The sequence below is a fragment of the Streptomyces laurentii genome, from assembly GCF_040635425.1.
In the GTDB taxonomy this organism is placed as follows: domain Bacteria; phylum Actinomycetota; class Actinomycetes; order Streptomycetales; family Streptomycetaceae; genus Streptomyces; species Streptomyces laurentii.
The window spans coordinates 101,581-121,598 of the sequence record NZ_JBEYHT010000016.1 but is presented as its reverse complement, the minus strand read 5'-3'; the positions used below and the strand labels follow the sequence as shown (position 1 = coordinate 121,598).

Annotated in this window: 23 protein-coding genes; 10 read left to right on the top strand and 13 right to left on the bottom strand. The window is 71.9% G+C overall.

From position 1 onward, the window contains the following. Positions 1–206 precede the first annotated feature (206 nt). The 3 genes from ABZ693_RS13465 (at position 207) to ABZ693_RS13455 (ending at position 2,154) form a co-directional block, all read left to right on the top strand. Entirely contained in the window at positions 207–743 is a 537-nt protein-coding gene (locus ABZ693_RS13465) for a cupin domain-containing protein (RefSeq protein WP_359876014.1), read from the top strand. A 176-nt stretch (positions 744–919) separates the two neighbouring features. Continuing rightward, positions 920–1,408: an isochorismatase family protein gene (locus tag ABZ693_RS13460; protein ID WP_359876013.1), complete on the top strand. Its 489-nt coding sequence runs from the start codon at positions 920–922 to the stop codon at positions 1,406–1,408. Between the two features lie 179 nt (positions 1,409–1,587). Further along, positions 1,588–2,154, top strand: coding sequence for a DUF4291 domain-containing protein (locus tag ABZ693_RS13455; protein ID WP_359876012.1), 567 nt, complete (start codon positions 1,588–1,590; stop codon positions 2,152–2,154). 24 nt (positions 2,155–2,178) lie between these two features. Here the strand turns inward: ABZ693_RS13455 and ABZ693_RS13450 are convergent, their stop codons facing one another. The 3 genes from ABZ693_RS13450 to ABZ693_RS13440 form a co-directional block, all read right to left on the bottom strand. Next, complete coding sequence (locus tag ABZ693_RS13450) at positions 2,179–2,676, bottom strand: hypothetical protein (protein WP_359876011.1); 498 nt, start codon at positions 2,674–2,676, stop codon at positions 2,179–2,181. Positions 2,677–3,030: 354 nt separating this feature from the next. Then, positions 3,031–3,507 (bottom strand): hypothetical protein, encoded by a 477-nt coding sequence (locus tag ABZ693_RS13445; RefSeq protein ID WP_359876010.1) that lies wholly within the window; start codon positions 3,505–3,507, stop codon positions 3,031–3,033. A 134-nt stretch (positions 3,508–3,641) separates the two neighbouring features. Continuing rightward, the gene (locus ABZ693_RS13440) at positions 3,642–4,376 is read right to left on the bottom strand and encodes a leucine-rich repeat domain-containing protein (protein ID WP_359876009.1); all 735 of its coding nucleotides are present in this window, start codon (positions 4,374–4,376) and stop codon (positions 3,642–3,644) included. Positions 4,377–4,471: 95 nt separating this feature from the next. Here ABZ693_RS13440 and ABZ693_RS13435 point away from each other — a divergent pair, with 95 nt between their 5' ends. After that, a complete protein-coding gene (locus ABZ693_RS13435) occupies positions 4,472–4,873 on the top strand; it encodes an SSI family serine proteinase inhibitor (RefSeq protein ID WP_359876008.1) in 402 nt (133 codons plus the stop codon). Positions 4,874–5,162: 289 nt separating this feature from the next. Beyond that, positions 5,163–5,642 (top strand): carboxymuconolactone decarboxylase family protein, encoded by a 480-nt coding sequence (locus tag ABZ693_RS13430; RefSeq protein ID WP_359876007.1) that lies wholly within the window; start codon positions 5,163–5,165, stop codon positions 5,640–5,642. A 20-nt stretch (positions 5,643–5,662) separates the two neighbouring features. On the opposite strand, the gene ABZ693_RS13425 is transcribed toward ABZ693_RS13430, so the two are convergent. Continuing rightward, complete coding sequence (locus ABZ693_RS13425) at positions 5,663–6,043, bottom strand: hypothetical protein (protein ID WP_359876006.1); 381 nt, start codon at positions 6,041–6,043, stop codon at positions 5,663–5,665. A gap of 141 nt (positions 6,044–6,184) precedes the next feature. On the opposite strand from ABZ693_RS13425, the gene ABZ693_RS13420 reads away from it, so the two are divergent. Together ABZ693_RS13420 and ABZ693_RS13415 are read left to right on the top strand one after the other, a co-directional pair. Beyond that, positions 6,185–7,027 (top strand): helix-turn-helix domain-containing protein, encoded by an 843-nt coding sequence (locus tag ABZ693_RS13420; RefSeq protein ID WP_359876005.1) that lies wholly within the window; start codon positions 6,185–6,187, stop codon positions 7,025–7,027. Then, a complete protein-coding gene (locus tag ABZ693_RS13415) occupies positions 7,009–7,197 on the top strand; it encodes a DUF397 domain-containing protein (protein WP_359876004.1) in 189 nt (62 codons plus the stop codon). The genes ABZ693_RS13420 and ABZ693_RS13415 overlap by 19 nt, the downstream gene beginning before the upstream one ends. Positions 7,198–7,233: 36 nt before the next feature. Here the strand turns inward: ABZ693_RS13415 and ABZ693_RS13410 are convergent, their stop codons facing one another. The 3 genes from ABZ693_RS13410 to ABZ693_RS13400 all read right to left on the bottom strand — a co-directional run bounded on the left by ABZ693_RS13410 (position 7,234) and on the right by ABZ693_RS13400 (position 9,752). Next, entirely contained in the window at positions 7,234–8,241 is a 1,008-nt protein-coding gene (locus tag ABZ693_RS13410) for a helix-turn-helix domain-containing protein (protein WP_359876003.1), read from the bottom strand. 424 nt (positions 8,242–8,665) lie between these two features. Then, positions 8,666–9,064 carry a VOC family protein gene (locus ABZ693_RS13405; RefSeq protein WP_359876002.1) on the bottom strand — a complete coding sequence of 133 codons (399 nt, stop codon included), beginning with the start codon at positions 9,062–9,064 and terminating at the stop codon, positions 8,666–8,668. 244 nt (positions 9,065–9,308) lie between these two features. After that, positions 9,309–9,752 (bottom strand): LppU/SCO3897 family protein, encoded by a 444-nt coding sequence (locus ABZ693_RS13400; protein WP_359876001.1) that lies wholly within the window; start codon positions 9,750–9,752, stop codon positions 9,309–9,311. Between the two features lie 200 nt (positions 9,753–9,952). Between ABZ693_RS13400 and ABZ693_RS13395 the strand changes: the two genes are divergently transcribed. Continuing rightward, entirely contained in the window at positions 9,953–11,344 is a 1,392-nt protein-coding gene (locus ABZ693_RS13395; RefSeq protein WP_359876000.1) for a globin domain-containing protein, read from the top strand. Positions 11,345–11,369: 25 nt separating this feature from the next. Here the strand turns inward: ABZ693_RS13395 and ABZ693_RS13390 are convergent, their stop codons facing one another. The 3 genes from ABZ693_RS13390 to ABZ693_RS13380 form a co-directional block, all read right to left on the bottom strand. Then, a complete protein-coding gene (locus ABZ693_RS13390) occupies positions 11,370–12,938 on the bottom strand; it encodes a serine/threonine-protein kinase (RefSeq protein ID WP_359875999.1) in 1,569 nt (522 codons plus the stop codon). Continuing rightward, positions 12,935–13,582 (bottom strand): hypothetical protein, encoded by a 648-nt coding sequence (locus ABZ693_RS13385; RefSeq protein WP_359875998.1) that lies wholly within the window; start codon positions 13,580–13,582, stop codon positions 12,935–12,937. Before ABZ693_RS13385 ends, ABZ693_RS13390 begins: the two co-directional genes overlap by 4 nt. Before the next feature lie 88 nt (positions 13,583–13,670). Continuing rightward, positions 13,671–16,010 carry an N-6 DNA methylase gene (locus ABZ693_RS13380; RefSeq protein WP_359875997.1) on the bottom strand — a complete coding sequence of 780 codons (2,340 nt, stop codon included), beginning with the start codon at positions 16,008–16,010 and terminating at the stop codon, positions 13,671–13,673. Between the two features lie 226 nt (positions 16,011–16,236). On the opposite strand from ABZ693_RS13380, the gene ABZ693_RS13375 reads away from it, so the two are divergent. Together ABZ693_RS13375 and ABZ693_RS13370 are read left to right on the top strand one after the other, a co-directional pair. Then, on the top strand, positions 16,237–17,013 hold the full coding sequence (locus ABZ693_RS13375; RefSeq protein WP_359875996.1) for a DUF4352 domain-containing protein: 777 nt from the start codon (positions 16,237–16,239) through the stop codon (positions 17,011–17,013). 77 nt (positions 17,014–17,090) lie between these two features. Then, the gene (locus ABZ693_RS13370) at positions 17,091–17,891 is read left to right on the top strand and encodes a hypothetical protein (RefSeq protein ID WP_359875995.1); all 801 of its coding nucleotides are present in this window, start codon (positions 17,091–17,093) and stop codon (positions 17,889–17,891) included. Between the two features lie 187 nt (positions 17,892–18,078). Here the strand turns inward: ABZ693_RS13370 and ABZ693_RS13365 are convergent, their stop codons facing one another. From ABZ693_RS13365 to ABZ693_RS13355, 3 genes are all read right to left on the bottom strand, one after another. After that, a complete protein-coding gene (locus ABZ693_RS13365) occupies positions 18,079–18,828 on the bottom strand; it encodes an N-acetyltransferase (RefSeq protein ID WP_359875994.1) in 750 nt (249 codons plus the stop codon). A 140-nt stretch (positions 18,829–18,968) separates the two neighbouring features. Beyond that, on the bottom strand, positions 18,969–19,202 hold the full coding sequence (locus tag ABZ693_RS13360; RefSeq protein WP_359875993.1) for a DUF6253 family protein: 234 nt from the start codon (positions 19,200–19,202) through the stop codon (positions 18,969–18,971). Next, positions 19,199–20,008: a maleate cis-trans isomerase family protein gene (locus tag ABZ693_RS13355; RefSeq protein ID WP_359875992.1), complete on the bottom strand. Its 810-nt coding sequence runs from the start codon at positions 20,006–20,008 to the stop codon at positions 19,199–19,201. The genes ABZ693_RS13360 and ABZ693_RS13355 overlap by 4 nt, the downstream gene beginning before the upstream one ends. Positions 20,009–20,018: the final 10 nt, after the last annotated feature.

Below are 20,018 nucleotides of genomic sequence, written 5' to 3'. Positions count from 1 at the left end.
ACTGGTCACGCTTCCGCAGACGCAGCCAGGCCCGAGCCCGACGCTCCCACTACAAACGCCGAGGCCACACACCCCAGATGCGGTTGCAGTACTAGACCTCCGGGCCTGGGTCCGGGGCGCAGATCGGACCGTGCGCGAGCCCGATGCCGCCGCCGTGTGACGGGGGGACACGATGCGGGGAGATACCCGCCGAGAGGAACAACGCCATGTCGTACTGGGAACAACTCGACTACCCCGCTGCCCGCTACCACGGCGACAAGGGCGAGGTGAACGCGTCCTTCCGCCCCGCCGATACCCCGCCGGAGGTCTCCTCGCCCGGCGGCTCCACCGCCTACCTCGCCACCAACGAGATGACCGGCGGCGAATTCGGCTTGTACAAGGGCGAGTTGGCCGCGCGGTCCGCCGGCGCCAAGACCCACTTCCACCGGGCGGTGTCGGAGTCCTTCTACATCCTGTCCGGCGAACTGGAGCTCTACAACGGCGAGAAGTGGCTCACGGGCCGCACGGGTGACTTCCTGTACGTGCCGGCCGGCGGCCTGCACGCCTTCAAGAACGTGACCGACGAGCCCGTGTCCATGCTCATGCTCTTCGCCCCGGGCGCCCCGCGCGAGGAGTACTTCGAGCGGGTCGCGGAGATGACGCGACGCGGCGGCGGGGAACTCGAACGGTTCCGCGTCCGGCACGACAGCTACTTCCTGGAGGACCTGGAGAACCCGGAGGACCCGGCGCCCGGGAAGGAGTAGTCCGGGACGGTCCGGGACTCCTGGGGTCGAAATTCCCGGGCGGGGCGGTCGTCGCGTCCGTAGGATCCCGCCTCGACGCAGATACGGAGACGCCCCGAGTTCACCGAGCAGGTCGTACGGTTCCCGGCCGGCACCCTTCCGTGAGATCCCGTAGGACGGGGCCTAAGGTCGGGCATATGACAACCGCCCTGGTCCTGATCGATCTGATGCCGCGCATCATCGCGCTCCCCGTCGCCCCGTACACGGGTGACGAGGTACTGAAGCGCTGCCTGGAGCTGGCCGACGCCTTCCGAGCGCAGGGGCGGCCGGTGGTCCAGGTCCGCGTCGAGCGGCCGAACGTCGCCGAGCAGCCGCCCGGCAGCGACTTCGCGCCCGGCGTGGTGCGGGACGGGGACGTCGTCGTGGTGAAGCGCAGCATCGGCGCGTTCGCGACCACGGACCTCGACGCCCGGCTGCGTGAGCTGGGGGTCGGCACGGTCGTCCTGGGCGGGCTGGTCACCACCATGGGTGTGGAGTCCACGGCCAGGGCCGCGAGCGATCTCGGTTACGAGGTCGAGTTCGTGGCCGACGCCATGTCGGGCCTGGCCGCGGACGAACACGACTTCGCGGTGACGAGGACCTTCCCTCGCTTCGGCCGGGTCACCGCGACGCGGGACTACCTGTAGGCGTCCGGGCACCGGTGTCGGACCTCGCCGATGTACGTGATCCGTGGCCGAATCTCGTGATGTCGCGTTCAAGCTCGTCGTCGTCGACAAGCTCATGTACCGGGACACCGGACGCCATGAGGCTCCGCGGGGCGAAATCCGCTCGCCGTGCCGGCGGACCGGCTGGCAAGGTGCGGCCTATGACGCCCCGGTTCCAGATTCGTGCCGACTACGACGCGCGCACCATCGTGGTCTATCAGGCGTACGCGCCTGCCATCGCCGACGCGGCACTGCGGGCGGGCCGCTTCGTCACGCCGTTCTCGTTCCACCGGATGACCTGGATCAAGCCGTCCTTCATGTGGCTGATGCACCGCAGCAACTGGGCCCGCAAGTCCGGCCAGGAACGGGTTCTCGCGGTGCGGATGACCCGGGAGGGCTGGGAAGAGGCCCTGTCGCAGGCCGTGCTGACGACCGCCGACCCGGCGGCCGTGGCCCAGGCGGCCGTGCACGTCCAGTGGGACCCTGAGCGCTCGCCGCGCGGAGCGGCACTGAACCACTACAGCATCCAGGTCGGCATCGGCCGCCACCTGATCCGCACGTTCGCCGACGACTGGGTCGTCGGGCTCACGGACCTCACTCCCCAGGTACGCAAAGCCTCGGCACTGATCCAAGCCGGGCGCGCCACCCAGGCACGGCGGCTGTTTCCCCCGGAGCGCGTCTACCCCGTGCCGCGGACCTTGGAAGACGTCGTTTCCCCGGGCGGGTGACAGGAAAGACGCACGGGTGGGGCGTCAGCGGCCGCACTCACGAAGGCCGTCGACGGGGGTGCCGCTCAGGTCCAGGTCCGCTGCCGGGACATTGCCGTAGCGGCCCGCTTCATTCGTCCAGTACCAGATCTTGTTGCCTCCCACGTGGGAGGTGCCAGGCCCCCAGCACAAGAACCGGACGGTGTCCCCGGCGGCGAGTGTGCGGGACGGATTGGGATCGTATTCGCGCTGTTTGTAGAGCTTGACCCCCGCCTTGCCGAGGACGCAGGTCATGATTTCGGAGTCGACCGTGCAGGAGGCGGGCTTGGCGGTCGGGCCGGACTCCGGCGTGCTTGGCGTACCCGGCGTCTCCCGCGTGCCCGGCGTCTCCCCCGTACCTGGCCGGCTGTCGGACGTGTCGCGTCCGGCGGGTGTCTCCGATCGGCCGGAAGCCGAGCTCTGCGCCGCCGCCCCGCCGCCCGGGCCGTCGCTCAGGGAGGCGCTGACCACGCCGAACACCCCTCCGCCGACGGTCGTGAGCACCGCCGTGACAAGGCCGACCTTGCTCGCCTCGGACAGGCCGCCGAACCACTCCCGCGCCCGGCGCAGGCCCGGCGACCTCGGCGGCGGCGCAGTCGCCGCGCCCGCCCCAGCCCCCGAGTCGGCCCCTGAGCCGGCCGCCGGGTCGGGGTTCGTTCCGGTGCTCGCGTCGGGTCTCGTGCCGGTGCTCGCGTCAGGGGTCGGGCTCGGGCTCGGGCTCGGGTCGCTACTGGGAGATGGCGGTGTCGAGGACAACGAGACCTCCTGGCCTTCCGTAGGCGGGACGGACCCACGACGGTAAAGCATGCGTGTGACCGGGACCACACGCCGAGGTCAGGGGGCATTTCCTGTTGACGGTCAGATGGCGGCGGTGGCGGACTTCCGGGCCCGCGTCACCGCCTCGCCGAACGCTTTCCAGCTCCAGGGCATCCGCTGCGGCGCGAGTTCGTCGACCACTTGGGCGAGCCATTCGGGGTCGCCGAGACAAGCTGCCTCACCCTCGTTGATCACCTGCCTGAACAGCTCCTGAAGGAAGTACATGTGCGTCCCCGCGTACCGGTGCGGGTGACGGGTGAACCTCGCCGTCCACGTCTCGTAGGGATGCCGCACCGTCACGATCAGAGCGGGCGGGACCCTCGTCCGGTTGCGCCATAGGGGGCCCACCGATTCCATCAGCATGAGCCGCGACCATGGCACGACGGGCTGTCGGACGCCGTGGTCCCAGTGTTCGAGCCCGTCGGGCAGGAAGAGGATCCAGCCGGCCCCCGGCTTCCCTTCCTTGTCCCCCAGCATCCACACGCCGTCGTCGCCCCGCACCAACGGTCCGAGCTCCATGGCCCGCCTCCCCGCACACGTCCGCTCCCCCACCGACACATCCATCGTCCTCCCGGCGTCGGCGGGCGCACCATGCCGTAACCCGGCAATTCCAGGGGCGGTCGGATGCCGGTGGAAGGGAAGAACCTGCCTGCCTACAGCAGCACCACGCACCCCCGCCGCTCCAGCTCCGCCACCAGCCCCGCGGGCACCTCGCAGGGGTTCCAGCGGAGGTCGAGCTTCTCCAGGGACGGCAGCCGGTCGGGGAGCCAGTCCGGCAGAGACGTGAGGCCGTTGGCGCGCAGGTCGACGTGGCGGAGCAGCGGCAGTCCGGCGAGGACGGCCGGGAAGTCGGTGAAGGCGTTCTCGCGCAGGTCCAGGTGCCGCAGCTCGCGCAGATCGGCCGTGGAGGCGGGCAGGTGGGTCAGCGGGTTGCCCCGGAGCCACAGTTCGCGCAGCCGGGCGAGGCCGCCGAGGGTGTCCGGCAGGGCGGCGAGCCGGTTGTGCTGCGCTCGGAGTTCGATCAGCCCGGTCATCCGGCCTACGGCCTCCGGCAGGGCGGTCAGCCGGTTCTCGCCCGCGTTGAGGTAGCGCAGTCGCGTCAACTCACCCAGCGCATGCGGCAGTTCGGTCAGCTCGTTGTCGTGGACGTAGAGGAACCCGTCGAGTTCCTTCAATTCCCCCAGTTCCACGGGCAGTTCGGCCATCCGGTTGTGCCCGAGGTCCAGGGTGGACAGCGCGCGCAACCGGCCGATCTCCGCCGGGAGCCGCGTCAGTCCGACCTCGGCGAGGATCAGCACCCGCAGGCCGGTGCGTTCCCACACCTCCGCCGGAATCTCCCCGCCCAGATCCTGCCGCCACAGATTCACCACGTCGTCGTTCGTCGTCACGTCCACGACCTTAGAGCCCGCCTCGGGGCCGCCGCCCCGGACTCGATCGGGTGAGTGGGCTGGGGCCGCCGGCCCGCCCTGCCGATGCACCGACCATGACACTTTTCTCTTCACCGAGGACAGCTCTGTCCCGACTCCTGCTCCCCGCGGCCGCCCTGCTTCTCACCGTTCCGGCCGCCCCCGCCCACGCGAGCGGCAACTGGGTCCAGGCCACCGTCACCGACGCCACCGGCGGCTCCACGACCGCGCGGCTCACGTGCTCCCCGCCCCAGGGCCACCCCCACGCGGCGGAGGCGTGCAAGCAGCTCGCGGCCGTCCAGGGTCAGATCTCCGCGATTCCGGCGGACACCAGTGTCAGTTGCGGAGCCGTGTACGACCCTGTGACGGCCTCCGCGAGCGGCGTCTGGGACGGGCACCGCATCACATACAAGAAGACTTTCTCCAACGCCTGCCTCATGAGGGCTTCGACGCGGGCGGTGTTCGCGCTCGACGCGTGAGACCCGGGCGGCAAGAGAACCGGGCCCCCGCCGCCAACGGGGAGGCGACAGGGGCCCGGCGTCTGTGCGGACCGCGGGGGCGGGTCACAAGGAACGGTAGGGCTCCCGGATCCCTCATGCCCCACACTCTCCCGATACTTCACCGGTTCGGCTGAATCTTCGGCCAACGCGAGCCGGGCAGAGGGCCGTTGTGAGATGAGCAGTGACGCGGGTCACTCGCCGGGCTGTCACAACCTCCCGACGCGTGACGTCGTAGGGGTGAAGCTGACAACGGCAGAGGAGATTCGCCATGGAACCCCGCATCAACCCCTTCGGTCACCCCTTCGCCAACAAGATCTTCAAGCAGCTCGGCGGCGCCGGGATGGCTCTGGCCGACACCACCCTCCCGATGCCGCTCCAGGAGCTCGTGAAGATCCGCGCCAGCCAGATCAACGGCTGCGGCGGCTGCCTCGACATGCACACCAAGGAGGCCGCGGCGGCCGGCGAGACCGCAGTACGGCTCGCCCTGGTCGGCGCCTGGCGCGAGGCCACCGTCTTCACCGACACCGAGCGCGCGGCCCTCGCCCTCACCGAGTACGGCACCCGCCTCGCCGACGGCTACGGCATCCCGGACGACGTCTGGAACGAGGCCGCCAAGCACTTCGACGAGGACCAGCTCCTCGCCCTCACCACGCTGATCGCCCTGATCAACACCTACAACCGCCTCAACGTCCTGCTCCGGATCCCGGCGGGCGAGTACAAGGTCGGCCAGTACGGCACCCACGCCTGACAGTCCGCCCCGGGTGCCCGTCACCCTCCATCGTGCTCCTGCGCCAGATGACGGCGCAGGAGCACGATCGTGTCGCTCTCCGCGCTCCCGTCGTACCGCAGCAGCGCCTTCCGCCGCAGCTCGGCCAGGTCGTCGCACACCCCGCATCCCTTCACGGGTACGGGCAGGGGTGGCAGCTCCCGGTCCAGGTGCGCGCTCACGGCGGCCCGCGCCCGCTCGTTGACCGCCCGCACGCCCGCGCTCAGCCGTTCCGCCTGCGTGGCCGGCCGGATCCGTACGGGGTCCGCCTGCCACTCGCGCCCGCCACCGACGGGCCGCAGCATCGCGTACGGTCCGTCACTGCCACGGAACTCCCCTACCACACCGGCCACTTCGTCGTACACAAAAGTGCCGCATTCCATGACAACCGGTCCTCTCGTTGAATACCCTCTGTAGCGGGGCATGTCGAGAATGGACCCTGGGCAGGTACGCACCGCCGGATTCGGGGTCGCCGCTCACGGCGCCGCTCCGGTACTTCCACACCTTCCAAGAGGGAGTGCGTGATGCCACCAAGAAGGGTGATCACGGGCCGCAGCCAGGAACCGCGCAAGCGGTTCGCCGAGGAGCTGCGGCATCTACGGGTCGAGCACAAGCTGACCTTCCGGGCCTTGGGTGACGCGCTGGGCTGGGACGGGTCGCTGTTCTCCAAGATGGAGAAGGGCGAGACGCTCGGCGGCCCTGAAGTCATTCAGGCACTGGAGACGTTCTACGGCGTGCCAGGACTGATCCTGGCTCTTTGGGAACTGGCGCTGGGGGATCCGACGCAGTTCAAGGAGCGTTACAGGCGATACATGAGCCTGGAAGCGGAGGCGGTGAGTCTCTGGTACTACGCAGTCGGCAGTATGCCGGGCCTGCTTCAGACACCGAGCTACGCTCGCGCTCAGCTGGAGGTTGGCGGCCTCGAAGGCGACGAACTGGACAGCCAGGTTCAGGCGCGCATAGGGCGGCGTGAACTGCTGGACGGTCCCAGCGCACCGCCCTTCCGGGCGATCTTGTCGGAGACGGTCCTGCGTACACCCCTGGCAGACCAGGAGCAGTGGCGCGAGCAGTTGGAACATCTGCTGACCATGAGTGAGCGCAAGAACATCACGCTCCAAGTCGTTCCGCACGCCGCTGGACTGCACGCGCTGATGAACACCGACGTGATCTTCCTGAGGCTGGCAGACGGGCGTTCCGTCACCTACGTGGAGACCGCCCACACAGGCGATCTGGTGCAGGATTCCGCAGCCGTTCAGCGCCTTCAACTCAGCTACGATCAGACGCGCGATCTGGCCCTTTCCCCGGACCAGACACGGGAGTTCATCACGAAGATCCTGAAGGAGATGCCGTGCGATCCGTCGACCTGAGGCACATCACCTGGCGGAAGAGTTCGTACAGCAACTCGGACGGCGGCAACTGCCTTGAGGTCGCCGACGGCCTCCCCCTCGTGCCCGTCCGTGACAGCAAGGTGCCCGACGGGGCCGCGCTGGTGTTTCCGGCGGCGGCCTGGGCCGCGTTCGTGGACGGGATCAAGTAGGGGAACAGGAGCCCCGCTCGATCCCGTCCGGGCGGTTCACGCGGCGGCTTGGCGCTCCTCCTCGGAGCGGCAGCCGCCGCATTTTCCTGGTTCGGGGGCGCGGAAGGCGTGGTCGCAGCTGTCGCAGTTCTGCATCGGGATCGGCCCCGCCCCCGCTCCCGTCGCCTGGACCGGGACCGGCGGTGGCAGCAGGGTGGACAGGCGGTAGGCCAGCAGGCCGGCCGGGTAGGCCAGGTGGTCCGGCAGCAGCGTGGTGAGCGTGTGGCGTACGGCGTCGGGCCGGGCGCCCCGCTCGAACCACTCGTTCACGGCCGGGACGAGCCGGTGCACGTCGGCCACCGAGAGCAGCAGGCGCGGGTCGTACTTCCGTAGGCCCATGAGCAGTTCGGCCGCCGGTCCGGCGGGCGGCGGGGCGGACGGGGACTGGCGCTTCGGCTTCGCGCCGCCCGACCTTCGCGTACGGGCGGTGGCCTGCGCGGGCACCGTCTTCCGGGAGCGCGGCGCGGCCTCACGTACGGGCGCACCGCCCCCGCCCCCGCCGCCACCCGACGGCGGCTCCGGGTCGGGCTCCGGCTCCGGCTCCGGCTCCGCCGCAGCCTCGGGCTCGGCCATCGGCTCCCGCGAGGGCGGCGGCGTGGCGGCGGCCTGTCCCATGGCGATGTCCAGGAAGTGCTGGACGGCCGGGGTGAGTTCGGGTTCCGGAGCCGGGACGGGGTCCGGCTCGGCGGCCGGTTCGCCGTCGGGCTCCGCGCCCTGGTCGCGGTAGGCCTCGGGGTTGTTGCGGGAGATGGTGCGGGTGACGACCTGGCCGTTGGGGAGGCGTTCCCGGTAGCGCTCCAGGTAGCCGTGTTCCTCCAGCTCACGCAGTGCGGCGGCGATGCGGATCTCCCCCTCGGGGAAGCGTCCGGCGAGCGTGCGGATGGACACACAGGCGCCTTCGGGCAGCGACTGGATGTGGGCGGCGAGACCGATGGCGACGAGCGACAACCGCTCGTGCTGGGCCAGGTGATGACCGATGACGGTGTAGCGGTTCGTGAACTTCATCTTCTCGTGGCTGACACCGGATCGGGTCGCAGTCCGGGGAGTCGACGGCAGGGCGCGGCGACCCGCGCTAAGGTGCTGGGTACCCATCAGGAAGCGTCTTCTTCCTCGTGGTCAGGCCCTCGATCGGGATTGCGAGTCCCGGCCGGGGGCCGATTTGTTTCGCTTGAGTGGTTGCGAGCATATGCCACGCAACGACCCTCAAATCCAGCCTAGTTGGCACAGTTCCCTCATCTGGGTGATACCCGCGCAACTGTTGCCGCAGGAAGGAAAGAGGGGTGGGGTGAGGTGGGGTGGGGTGGGTTTCCCCCACCTCACCCCACCCCACCTCACCTACTTTCTCCTTAGATCTCGTGGGCGGCCTGAACGCGGCCGACCGCACCGCGCTTCCCCACGTTCCGGCCCCACCTGCTGCCGGGCCCCGCCGTCAGCGGGCGGACTTCTCCTTGGCCGCCGGGGTGACCGGAGTGAAGAAGTTGACGAGGTGGCCGTCCGGGTCGCGGACGAGCAGGGACCGGTTGCCCCAGGGCATCGTGGCGGGCTCCGCGACGACGTCCGTGACGAAGCCGGCCAGGTCCCGGTGGACGCGGTCCACGTCGTCGACGAGGAACTCGGTGATCACGCTGTGGTTCTCCGCCGGGCGCGCGGACCCCGGGGCGAACAGCGGGACGGTGCGGGTGCCCGCGATGGCGAGGGCGGCGGTCGCGGTCCGGAGTTCGGCGAAGTCCTCGGTGGCCCACGCCGCCCGCACCCCCGTGGCCCGCTCGTAGAACGCGACGAGGCGCGCCACGTCGCCGGTGATGACGCGGATCGAGACGAAGTCCATGGGTATCTCCTGAGCCGTGCCGGTACGGGTGCCGGTGCTGACGGTGTGCGCGTCGCAGGCTAGGAGCGATAGGGGTCAGATTCGGTCCTGTATGCGATCCGGGCCGTCCGGTCACCCAGCCTCCCGGTCATCCAGCCGCCCGCGTCCGCGTCCGGGCATGCGGAAGGGGCCGGTCCGAAGACCGGCCCCTTCCGTGACGCGTGGAGCCCCGCGACCCGTGCGACCCGTACGGGCCGCCGACGGGTCAGTTCTTCGTGGCCGGCTCCAGGCACAGGACGAACTTGTCCGAGTTCAGCTGCTGCGCGAGCGCCGACAGCTCCTCGCCGCACTTGTTCACGTCGAAGGTGTCGTCGTAGACCTTGACGACCTTGAAGAGGTCGGAGCCACCCGAGGAGCAGTCCTTGGTGTCGACCTTGGGGTCGTTGTCCGGGCCGGTCACCTCGACGCACTCGCCTGCCTCGGCGTGGACCGGGGCCGAACCGGTGACGTACGGAAGACCGAGCTTGACCGCGATGGCGACGACCGCGAGGACGACGACGCCGCCGACCTTCTTCAGCATCGCTCCGCCCTTCTTCTGCGGGGCCGGCTCGGGGGCCATGCCCGGCGCCGGGGCACCCTGCGGGTCGGCGAACGGGTTGGACTGCGGAGGCGTGGTCATCGCGGAATCACCCTTGAACGGCGTGGACATGATCTTATGCGCACGCTACAGACCGCAAAACGACCAAAAAGGATCTAGATCGAACCCGTATCCCATCGGATATCGACTCGTGATTTTGCGGCGCACATCACACCCTCAGACCCGGTGTGTCGGTCAGAGGTCGGACGGCCCCACCGCATAGGGCCGAACGGCCCTCCCTGTGGATAACTCTCCCGCGATTCGATCTTGACATGACCGGTCACCACGACGACTACCACGCCCTTCTCGCCCGACGGGAGGCGATGCGGCTGCGGGACAACCTCCTGCGGCCCTCCCGTTCAGCCGGAGGCGACGGTGGCCATCCCCCCACTCAGACCTTCCAGCCGTACGACGGCCTCGCCGACCAGGAAGCCATCACCCGCAGCCTGGCCGCCGTCACCCCGTTCAACACCCTCATCGACCGCCTCTACGAGGCGATGTTCAGCCATCACCCGTATCTGCGGCAGCTCTTCCCCGACTCCATGGAGTTCCAGCAGGCCCACCTGGAGCAGGCCTTCTGGTACATGATCGACAACCTCTCCCGGCCGGACGAGCTGACGGGCTTCTTCGCCCGGCTCGGCCGCGACCACCGCCGGCTCGGCGTCCTGCCCGTGCACTACGAGGTCTTCGAGGCCGCGCTGGTCGCGGCCCTGCGCGGCTGCGCGGGGCGGGCGTGGACGGTGGAGGCCGAGGAGGCATGGGTTCGGATGGTACGGACATGTTCCGCCGCCATGGTGAACGGCGCCGAACGCGCGATCGGCGAGCCGGTGTCGTGGAACGCAACGGTCACCGAACACGAGCGGCGCGGCCCCGACGTCGCCGTCGTGCGGGTGCGGCCGGGCGAGCCGTACCCCTTCCGCGCCGGCCAGTACGCGCGCGTGGAGTCGCCCCTGATGCCGCACACCTGGCGGCCGTACACGCCCGCCTGCGTGCCCGGCGAGGAGCTGGAGTTCCACGTCCGGCGCACCGGCGCCGGCGGCGTCAGCGACGCGCTCGTCACCCACACGCGCGTGGGCGACGAACTGCGCCTCGGCCCCGCCCAGGGCCGCGCCACGCTCGACGAGCAGCTGGACCGGGACGTCCTGATCGTCGCGGGCGGCACCGGCTGGGCCACCGCCAAGGCCCTGCTCCAGGAGTTCTCCCACCGGCGCCCGGCCGGCCTGTCCGCCCATCTCTTCCTGGGCAAGCGGACGGAGGCGGACACCTACGACGAGGCCGCCCTGTCCCGTATGGAGGAGCGCAGCCCGTGGCTGCGCGTCACGCGCGTGCTCGACGACGGCCGGCAGGGCGACACCCTCATGGACGCCGTCCTCAAGGCCGGCGCGGGCGCCGGGGGTACGGACTGGACCCGGCACACCACCTTCGTCAGCGGCCCGGCCGGACTGGTCGCCTCCGCCTCCTGGCGGCTCGCCGAGGCGGGCGTACCGGCGGACCGGGTCCGGCACGACCCCCTGCCCGTCACCTCCAGCTCCAACTCCAGCACCCACGGCGCCCCGGTGGGCCAGGCCGGTGTGCCCGGCATGACCGCGCGGGGGATGACCACGCAGGGGATGGCGGCGCCCGCCATGGTGCGCTTCACCATGGGCGCGTCCGCCCAGCGGTAGCGGCGAAGAAGGAGAAGAGGGCGGCTCAGCGGTACGGGCCGCCCATCTGACGCCTGCGGTCGAGCGCGCGACGCAGCTCGGCCGCCAGCGGGTGGTACGGGCCGTGGGCGCGCTCGACCTCGTACAGCAGCGCGCCCAGATCGGCGGCCGCCGCCGCGTGGTCGCCCGTCGCGAGCAGCAACAGGCCGATCCGGTACCGGATGTCATAGGCCCGTTCACCCGGCTCGTGGTACGGCAGCAGCGCCCGGTACTCCGCGAGCGCGGCGCCCGCCTCGCCCAGCTGCTCCAGGCACAGGGCCGCGTCGTACCGGAACCGCAGGGCCTGCGGATCGGCCGGGCCCGCCACCGCCTCGCGGTCGGCCGCGAGGCGGCGCAGTTCGGGCAGGGCACGACGGTACTGGCCGTCGTCCATCAGCGTGCTCGCGTACTGCTTGCGCAGGATGCCGACCACCGGCGAGTGCTCGCCGTGCTCGGCCGCGGCGGCCGGGAGGATGCCGCCGAGGATGTCCACGGCCCGCGTGATCGCCCCCTCGCCGAGCAGCCGCTTCGCCTCGTCCACGGCCGCCGCCACATCCGGCTTCGCGGGTGCGGGAAGCCTCGGGTCCCGGGTCGGGGCCGGGGTCGGTGCGAGTGGTGCGGGGGCCTGCGGGGGTACGGCGGGCGGGGGCGGTGTCGTCGACCGTTCCGGCCACGGGGCGTGCGGGCGGCGGAACGGGCGCGTCGGGTCGAGCGGCGCGGACGGCCCCGGCGCACCGTGCCCGGGCAGCAGCGGCAACAGCCGCTCGTACACCTCCTGCGCCCCCGACGGCCGGTCCTGCGGGTCCTTCGCGAGCAGCCGCAGCACCAGCGCCTCCAGCACCTCCGGGACCTCGGGGCGGATCCGGCGGACCGGATCGGGCGCCTCGTACAGATGCCGGTGCAGCACCCCGAGCGCCGTGGATCCGGCGAAGGGGACGGTGCCGCTGAGGAGTTCGTGCAGCAGGACGCCGAGCGCGTAGAGGTCGGTGTACGGGCCGACGGCGCCGCCCATGGCCTGCTCGGGCGCCATGTAGGCGGGGGTGCCGATGGGCGAGCCGGTGTGGGTGAGGCGGGTCGTCTCGGAGTCGAGGACGGACGCGACGCCGAGGTCGAGGACCGTGACCGTACCGTCCGGGCGGATCATCACATTGCCGGGCTTGAGGTCGCGGTGCACGATCGGGACCGCGTGCACGGCGGCGAGCACCGCGCACAGCTGGGCGGCGACGGACACGGCCCAGGGCCAGGGGTACGGCTCGTTCTCGGCCAGGTGGTCGGCGAGGTCCGCGCCCTGCACGTACTGCATGACGAGGAACAGGTCGTCGCCGTCGCTGCCCGCGTCGTGGACGGTGACGAGGCCCGGGTGGTCGACCCGGGCGGTGACCCGGCACTCCCGGACGAAGCGGCGGCGCAGCTCGTCGGCTGCGGTCGCGGGGCCGCTGAGGGCGGCGGGCTGGAGCAGCTTGACGGCGACGCGCCGGTCCAGCCGGCCGTCGTACGCCGTCCAGACCTGGCCCATGCCGCCCTGGCCGATCAGGGTCGCCAGCTCGTACCGCCCGGCGATGACGCGACCGTTCACCGGCCGCCGCCCTCGTCCTTGCGCAGGAGGTCGCTCAGCTCGTCGAGTTCGGCGCGGACCTGGTCGATGCGGGGAGTGGGGGCGGGGCTCGTGGCCGGCGGCGCGGCTCGCAGCGGCTGGGGCTGGGGCTGGGGCTGCGGGTAGCCGTATCCGGGCTGCGACGGGTACGGGTGCTGCGGGACCGTCTGCGCGTACGGGTTGAACGGCGGCGGGTACCCGGGCGGGAGCGTGGCGGCACTGGCGGCACTGGCGGCACCGGCGGCCGAGGCGCGGCGGCGGGCCGGCCGGCGCAGGTCCACCACCAGGAAGTACGCCGTGAACGCCACCGCGCAGAGCAGCACCCCGCCCACGACCAGATCGCCCAGGAGCGAGGTGTCGTCCTCGTCCGGCATCAGCACCATGGCGACGACGAAGACCACGACCGACATCACGAACAGGACCCAGTCGAGGGCGCGGCGCGTCATCAGCGCGATGCGCAGCGCCGTCCCCCAGGTCAGCAGGCCGAGGCTGAGCAGGGGCAGCAGGGCGAAGAGCACCCGCAGCACGATGACGGACGCCGGCACACCGCTGTGCTGCTGCGGCGGCTCGGGCGGCGGATAGCCCTGGCCGTACATTCCTGCTCCTGCTCCCCGTTCGAACACCATCTGGTGCGATCACCCTTTGGTACGAGCGTATACACGGACTCGGGGACGGGCTCAAGGGTTGTACGGACCGGAGCCGGCCGGAGGAACATCAGGGCGCCACGGTGCCGTCCGCGAGGCCGTCGTACAGGCCCTGCACGAGCTGTTCGCCGAGCCGTCCGGCCAGCCGCAGCGCCTCCTCGAACTCCGCCAGCGCCTTGAACCGCGCGCCGTACTGCCGCTGCTGAGCGAGCGGCAGGCGGGGCAGCTGGAGGCGGCGGACGTCGAGACGGGTGGCGGTGGAGGCGTACGAGCTGGCCTGGCGGCTGTTGGCGGTCGCCCGCAGGAAACCGGCGAGGAACCAGGGGTCGAGGGCCGCCGGGTCGGGGCGCAGGAGATGGGCGTTGCGGCCGAGGGCGGCGCCGGCGGAGGCCGCGTCGACGACCCGGGCGACCGCACCGCCGCCGAGGACGGGGACGACGATGTCGCCGGCGGCGAGCAGCGCCGGTTCCTCGGCGGCCTCGCCGGGCGGGGCCTCGGGGAGGGTGCCGGAGGGCGGCAGGGCGGCGAGGACATCGGTGTCGGTGAGGACGGCGACGGGCGGCGACCCGGCCGGGACCGTGCCCGTGCCGCCGGCGCGGAGCACGAGGGCGCCCGCGCGGGCCAGTTCGCCGACCGTCGTGACGGGGCGGGGCGCGGCGGTGCCGGGGGCGAGGGCCGTGTCGGCGGCGGGCGGCGGGGTCAGCTCGCGGGTCCGGCGCAGGGTCTCCGTCAGACGGGTGCGGACCTGGTCGAGCTGGGCCGCGTCCTCGGCGGCGGCGGGCGGCGGGAGATGGCGGGCGGGGGTCAGGTCGATGTCCTGGTCGAGGAGGTCGACGACGGGGAGGGAACGGCTCTCGCCCGGGGTCTCGGCGAGCGTGCCGTCCTGGTCGAAGGCCCGCCAGGCGGCGAGGGCGGCGGTCTCGACGGCGGGCCAGTCGAGCCGGTCGCGGCCGGTGCCGGAGCCGGAGCCCGTCCCGGTGGCGCTCGCCGCCGGGGCGGCGGGGGCGGCCTGGGCTGTGGCGCCGGTGGCGGCGGTCGTCGTGTCGACGAGGAGGAGTTCGGCGGGCGGACGGGCGCCGGGCACCGGCTTGCGCAGCACCCAGAGGTGCAGCGGGATGCCGTACGGGGGCGCGGCGCCGGGCGGCAGGGCGACGACGGCGCGCAGCGCGCCCCGGCGCAGCAGGTCGGCGCGGATACGGCGGCCGGAGCGGCGGGAGGCGGCGGCGGGCGGCATCAGGAGAACGGCGGTGCCGCCGGGGCGCAGGCGGGCCAGGGCCTGCTGGACCCAGGCCAGTTCGGACTCCGTACGGGCCGGGAAGCCGTACTCCCAGCGCGGGTCGTAGGCCAGTTCGTCGTGGCCCCAGTTGCGCTCGTTGAAGGGCGGGTGGCAGACGACGGCGTCGGCGGCGAGGGCCGGGAACGCGTCGGCGCGGAGGGTGTCGCCGGGAAGGACACGGACGTCGGGGAGGACGCGGACGTCGGGGGTGTCGGCTGACGTGGTCCCGGCTGAAGGAGTTCCGGCGGACAGGATCCCGGCGGACGGGGTGGGCTCGGTGAGGGCGAGGCGCAGGGCGGTGAGGGCGGCGAGGTCGGGGTCGGCGTCCTGGCCGTGGAGGGTGAGAGCCGTTCGCGGGGCGTCGGTCTCGGAGTCCGCGGTTTGAGCGGGCCGGCCGGCCTGGGCGGCTTGGGCGGCTTGGGCGGCTTGGGCGGCTTGGGCGGCGGCGCGGAGCAGGGCGCCGGTGCCGCAGGCGGGGTCGAGGACGGTGGCGGCCGGGCCGGCCAGGGCCGTCATCAGGGCGGCGGGGCCGGGCGGAGTGAGCGTGAACTGACGTGGGTTGGCGTCGAGCTGGCGGCCGAGCAGGAACTCGAAGACGACGCCCGCGACTCCGCTCGACGCGGCGAGTTCGGTGACGCCGCGCAGGAGCGGGACGGAGGGGGCCAGTTCGGCGGCGGTGGGGGTGCGGACGGCGCGGGGGGTGCCCAGGCGCGCGGTCAGCGTCTCCTCCAGGGGGCCCGGCAGGACCTCCGCGAGCCGCTCGTCGGGGGTCGCGGCGAGGGTGGGGCGGGCGGCGGGCCGGTCCCGGAGGAGGAGCAGGACGCAGCCCGCGTGGATCAGGGCGGTGACAGGACCGGCGGGGTGGCCGGCGATCTGCTGCCAGACGCGTTCGCGCGGCGGGACCTCGGCCAGCTTGCCCTGGTCGCGCAGCCACGCCTCGACCTCGCCGAGCGCGAAGGACGGGCTGGTCTCCGTACCGCCGACGGGTTTCGGGAAGTCGGGGTGGCGGCGCCGCCAGTTGCTGACGGCCGCCCGGCCGACGCCCGCGAGGCGGGCGATGCCCGCGGCGGTCACCTCGGCCGCCGCGTTCGCCGCGTGCTCCGTGCTCGCCGTGCTCTTCGGGTGTTCCGGCATGTGCCACTCCCCTTATCCGGCCCGTGACGTCCGATCCGTGCCGTCCGGCCCCTGCGTGACCCCTGTGCGGCCTGTGTGTGACCTCGATCTTACTGATGAACACGCGCGACACCACTTCACAGCGTGATCCGACCCGTTTTCCGTGAACCGTGTTGACTCGGTTCACAGGCTCTGCTGTGATTGATCCATCGCGCCAGACATCTTCACTGTCCGGGAGGACACACTCATGTCGTACGACACGCATCTCCCGCAGGCCCCGGCACCGGTGGCGGCCATGCGGAACGGGCTCGGCACCGCGGCCCTGATCCTCGGCATCATCGGCACGGTCTCCGGTCTGATCCCGCTGTTCTTCTGGCTGGCCGGCATCCTCGGCCTGATCGCGCTGATCCTCGGCCTGGTCGGCCGGGGCCGGGTCAAGCGCGGCGAGGCGAACAACAAGGGCGTCGCCCTGTTCGGCGCGCTGCTCGGCCTGGCGGCCCTGATCCTCTCGGTGGTCGGCGCGGTCATCACCTACACGGCGGTCAGCGACGCGGTCGACGAGATCGACAAGGCGGTCAAGGACGCCGCGCCCAAGACCCCGGGCAACAGCGCCGGGAAGGGCGGCAAGAGCAAGCCGCTCGCGGGCGGCGACACCTCCGTCTACGACGACGGCCTGAAGGTCACGGTCTCCGCCGCCAAGCCGTTCACGCCCGGCGAGTACGCTGTCGGCCACACCAAGGGCGACAAGGCGTACCAGGTCACCATCACGGTCGAGAACGGCGGCAAGAAGAACTTCGACGCGACGCTCGTGACCCTGTCCGCCCGGGCCGGCGCCGACGGTGCCGAGGCCGATGAGATCGCCGACGACAAGATCGGCGGCGGCATCACCGGCTCCATCCTGCCCGGCAAGAAGGCCACGGCGATCTACGCCTTCGACACCCCGGCCGACGCCAAGGACCTCACGGTCGAGGCCAGCCCGGGCATCGACTACGACGGCGCCCAGTGGGAGCTGAAGCTCGGCTGACGCCGCCTCGGCTTCCCGCCCGGCCCCTCCCCCGTACCCGCATCACCCGCACCGCCCCCCCCACCCGGAGAACCACCATGCCCCTGACCCCCCGCCCCCGCTCCCGTCGCCTCGCGCTCGCCGCCGGCGCCCTGTGCACCGCCGCTCTCGCGCTCGGCGCGACCGCCTGCGGCCCCGGCTCCGGCTCCGGTTCCGGCTCCGGCGCGGCGGCCAAGGAGACCCCCAAGGCCACCGGCCCGTTCGGGGACATGACGGGGACCGCGATAGCCGACAAGGCGTTCGCGGCGACGCGCGACGCCGGCTCCCTCACCATGGACGTCTCGATGCACCTGTCGGACGGCCGCGTCAAGGCGAAGATCTCCACCGACCACGAGGGCCGCTGCGCCGGCACGGTCCAGGACGGCGGCGCGGGGGCGGCCGACCTGATCCGTACCGCCGGCAGGACCTCCTACGTCCGCTTCGACGAGCGGCTGATCAAGGAGCAGGTCAAGGGCGAGTCGGCGGACGTCCAGGCGGCCGTGATGAAGGAGCTCAAGGGCCGCTGGATGAAGGTCGACCCGAAGGACCCCGACCTGAAGGACATGGTGGAGGTCTGCGAACTGCGGCAGGTCCTCGCCGACTTCGAGACCTCCACCGCCGGCACGGTGAAGGGCGGGGAGACCACGCTCGACGGTCGGAAGGCGCTGATGCTGACGCAGCGCGACGGCGCGGAGAAGAGCACCGCGTACGTGGCGACCGAAGGGAAGCCGTACCTCCTCAAGATCACCGTCACCGGCGGCAAGGAGCCCGGCAGCCTCACCTTCTCCGACTACGACAAGCCGGTGAAGGCCGAGGCGCCGGCGAAGAAGGACATGGTCGACGAGGCCGCCCTCGGCTGACCGGCCCGGCCCGGGGGGGGAGGGCTCGGGGCTCGGGGGGCTCGGGGTCCGGGGGAGTCCGGGTGGGGACACGCGAAGGGCGTGAAAGCCGTGACAGGGGTACGGCTTTCACGCCCTTCGCGTCTCGCGTGTCGCGTTTCGCGTGTCGCGTGTCGCGTGTCGCGTGTTTCGTGCTTCCCGGGCCGGCTCAGAGGCGGTGGCGGACCCAGATGTTCGGCTCGACGTAGACGGCGAAGCCGCCCGTGGTGTCGCAGTGCACCGGAATCAGGGCGCCGGGGACCTCGACCGGGCCGTCGGTGTCGAACGCCAGGCCCGTCCACTCGCGCCACTGCGCCAGCGAACCGCCGATGGTCATGGAGGCCGGTGCCACCTTCTCCACCGTGCCACCCGCGCGGACGTGGACGCGCAGCCACGGGTCGTGCGGCAGACCGTCCGACTCGCGGGTGCGGAACGCGTACTCGTGGATGGAGGAACGCGCCTCCAGGTGCTTGCCGTTGGGGCGCACCGGGGCGATCAGGTCGCCGAAGCCGAGACGCTGGGCGTTGGCGCGCATCGCCGCCAGCATGCGGTGCGAGATGCCGTGGCCGAGCGCGCTCGTGTCCACGGTGATCTCGATCGCGCTGACGGTGTCCGGCTCGCGCTTGAGCCGCTGGTCCGAGAAGGCCCAGAGGAGCACCTGGTCCCATCCGGTGTCCGGCAGTTCGCCGCGCCCCTCGGCCGCGAGCCGGAACGGGACGCTGAAGCCGCGGGCGACGACCGGGCCGTCCGCCCCGTCGGTGGCGACGAGGACGTACTCGGGAAACTCGGAAACGATCCGGCCGATGTACGCCCAGCCGACCGGGTCGTTCATCATGAACTCCGGCCAGAGATCCTTCATGCCCCACAGCTTGCCCTGGAGTGCGGGGCGTTCGGCGAGAGTCGTGATGCGCAGGTCCATGCGCCGCAGGGTAATAGCGGGGCCATGACCAGGTAAAACGATTATTCGATGGTGCCCCGGGGCCGGTGACGTCCGGCCCCGGGGCACCGGCCGGACGCCACCGGCCCGGACGTCACGGCCCGGGTGTCGCCCCACCGGGGTCACACACGCGCCATCCGGCGCTCCGCGGCGCCCACGGGGGTGTCCTCCGTCAAGGGGTGGGCGTAGCGGCGGAAGCCACGGACGTGCTCGGCCCGGTGGAGCGCTCCCCGGTACAGGAGCATGCCATGCACCGTGGTGCCGTCGTCGCGCCAGCACACGAGCGGGATGCGGTGGGCGTCTCCCTCGTCGGTGACGAACAGGGCGACATGGCCGTCGGCCGGCAGCAGGCTCATGCCGCGCCGCCGGAGGGCTCGGCGGCGAACAGGCGGCCGTATCCGGTGACGGAGCGCGCGGCCTCGGCCGCGCCGGCCAGGTGCAGAGCGTGCCAGAACAGCACCTGGTTGGCGGTCAGGACCGCCATGCCGGTCTCCTGTTCCAGGGCATCGATGACACCGACGGCGCGGATGCCGTTGCCGGCGACCAGGACGGCGTCGGGACGGTGCTCGGCGACGGTGGAACGGATCCACTCCGCCAGCGCCTCGGGAGTGATCAGCTTCTGGTTGCTGGGCAGTCCGCAGGGGCCGTGGTGGACGACCTCGAATCCCTGCTTGGTGAAGTAGTCGGCGCCGAGCGCGGAGAGTTCGTCGTCGAACCACGGGGGGTTGACGAGGGCGATACGGCGGGCCCCGAGGGCGGTGAAGCCGGCGACGGCCGCGACGGTGGTGCCGGTGAGCGGAAGGCCGCGGGTGTACGCGGCGAGCCGGTCGAACAGCTCCTTCTCGCCGTCGGCTCCCAGGACGTAGGCGGAGCTGGTGAAGCCGAGGGCGATCACGTCGAGCGGGGAGGCGGCGAGCAGCTCGACCGCCTGGTCGATGTGCGGGGCTTCCACGAAGGCGCGGACCGGGTCGTGGGGGATCTTCGGGTCCATCTCGCCGCCCGGGCGCATCGCGCCGAAGTGGACGCGCGAACCGTGCACGAACACGTCGTCGGGGGCGATGGCCTGGAACTCCGACTCGGGGCCGACGTCCGCGTGCGGAACGACCACGCCGATGCGGGCCCGTGCCTCCCAGCCGTCCTTTTGGGGTCGGATGCCGCTCATCTGCTGTCTC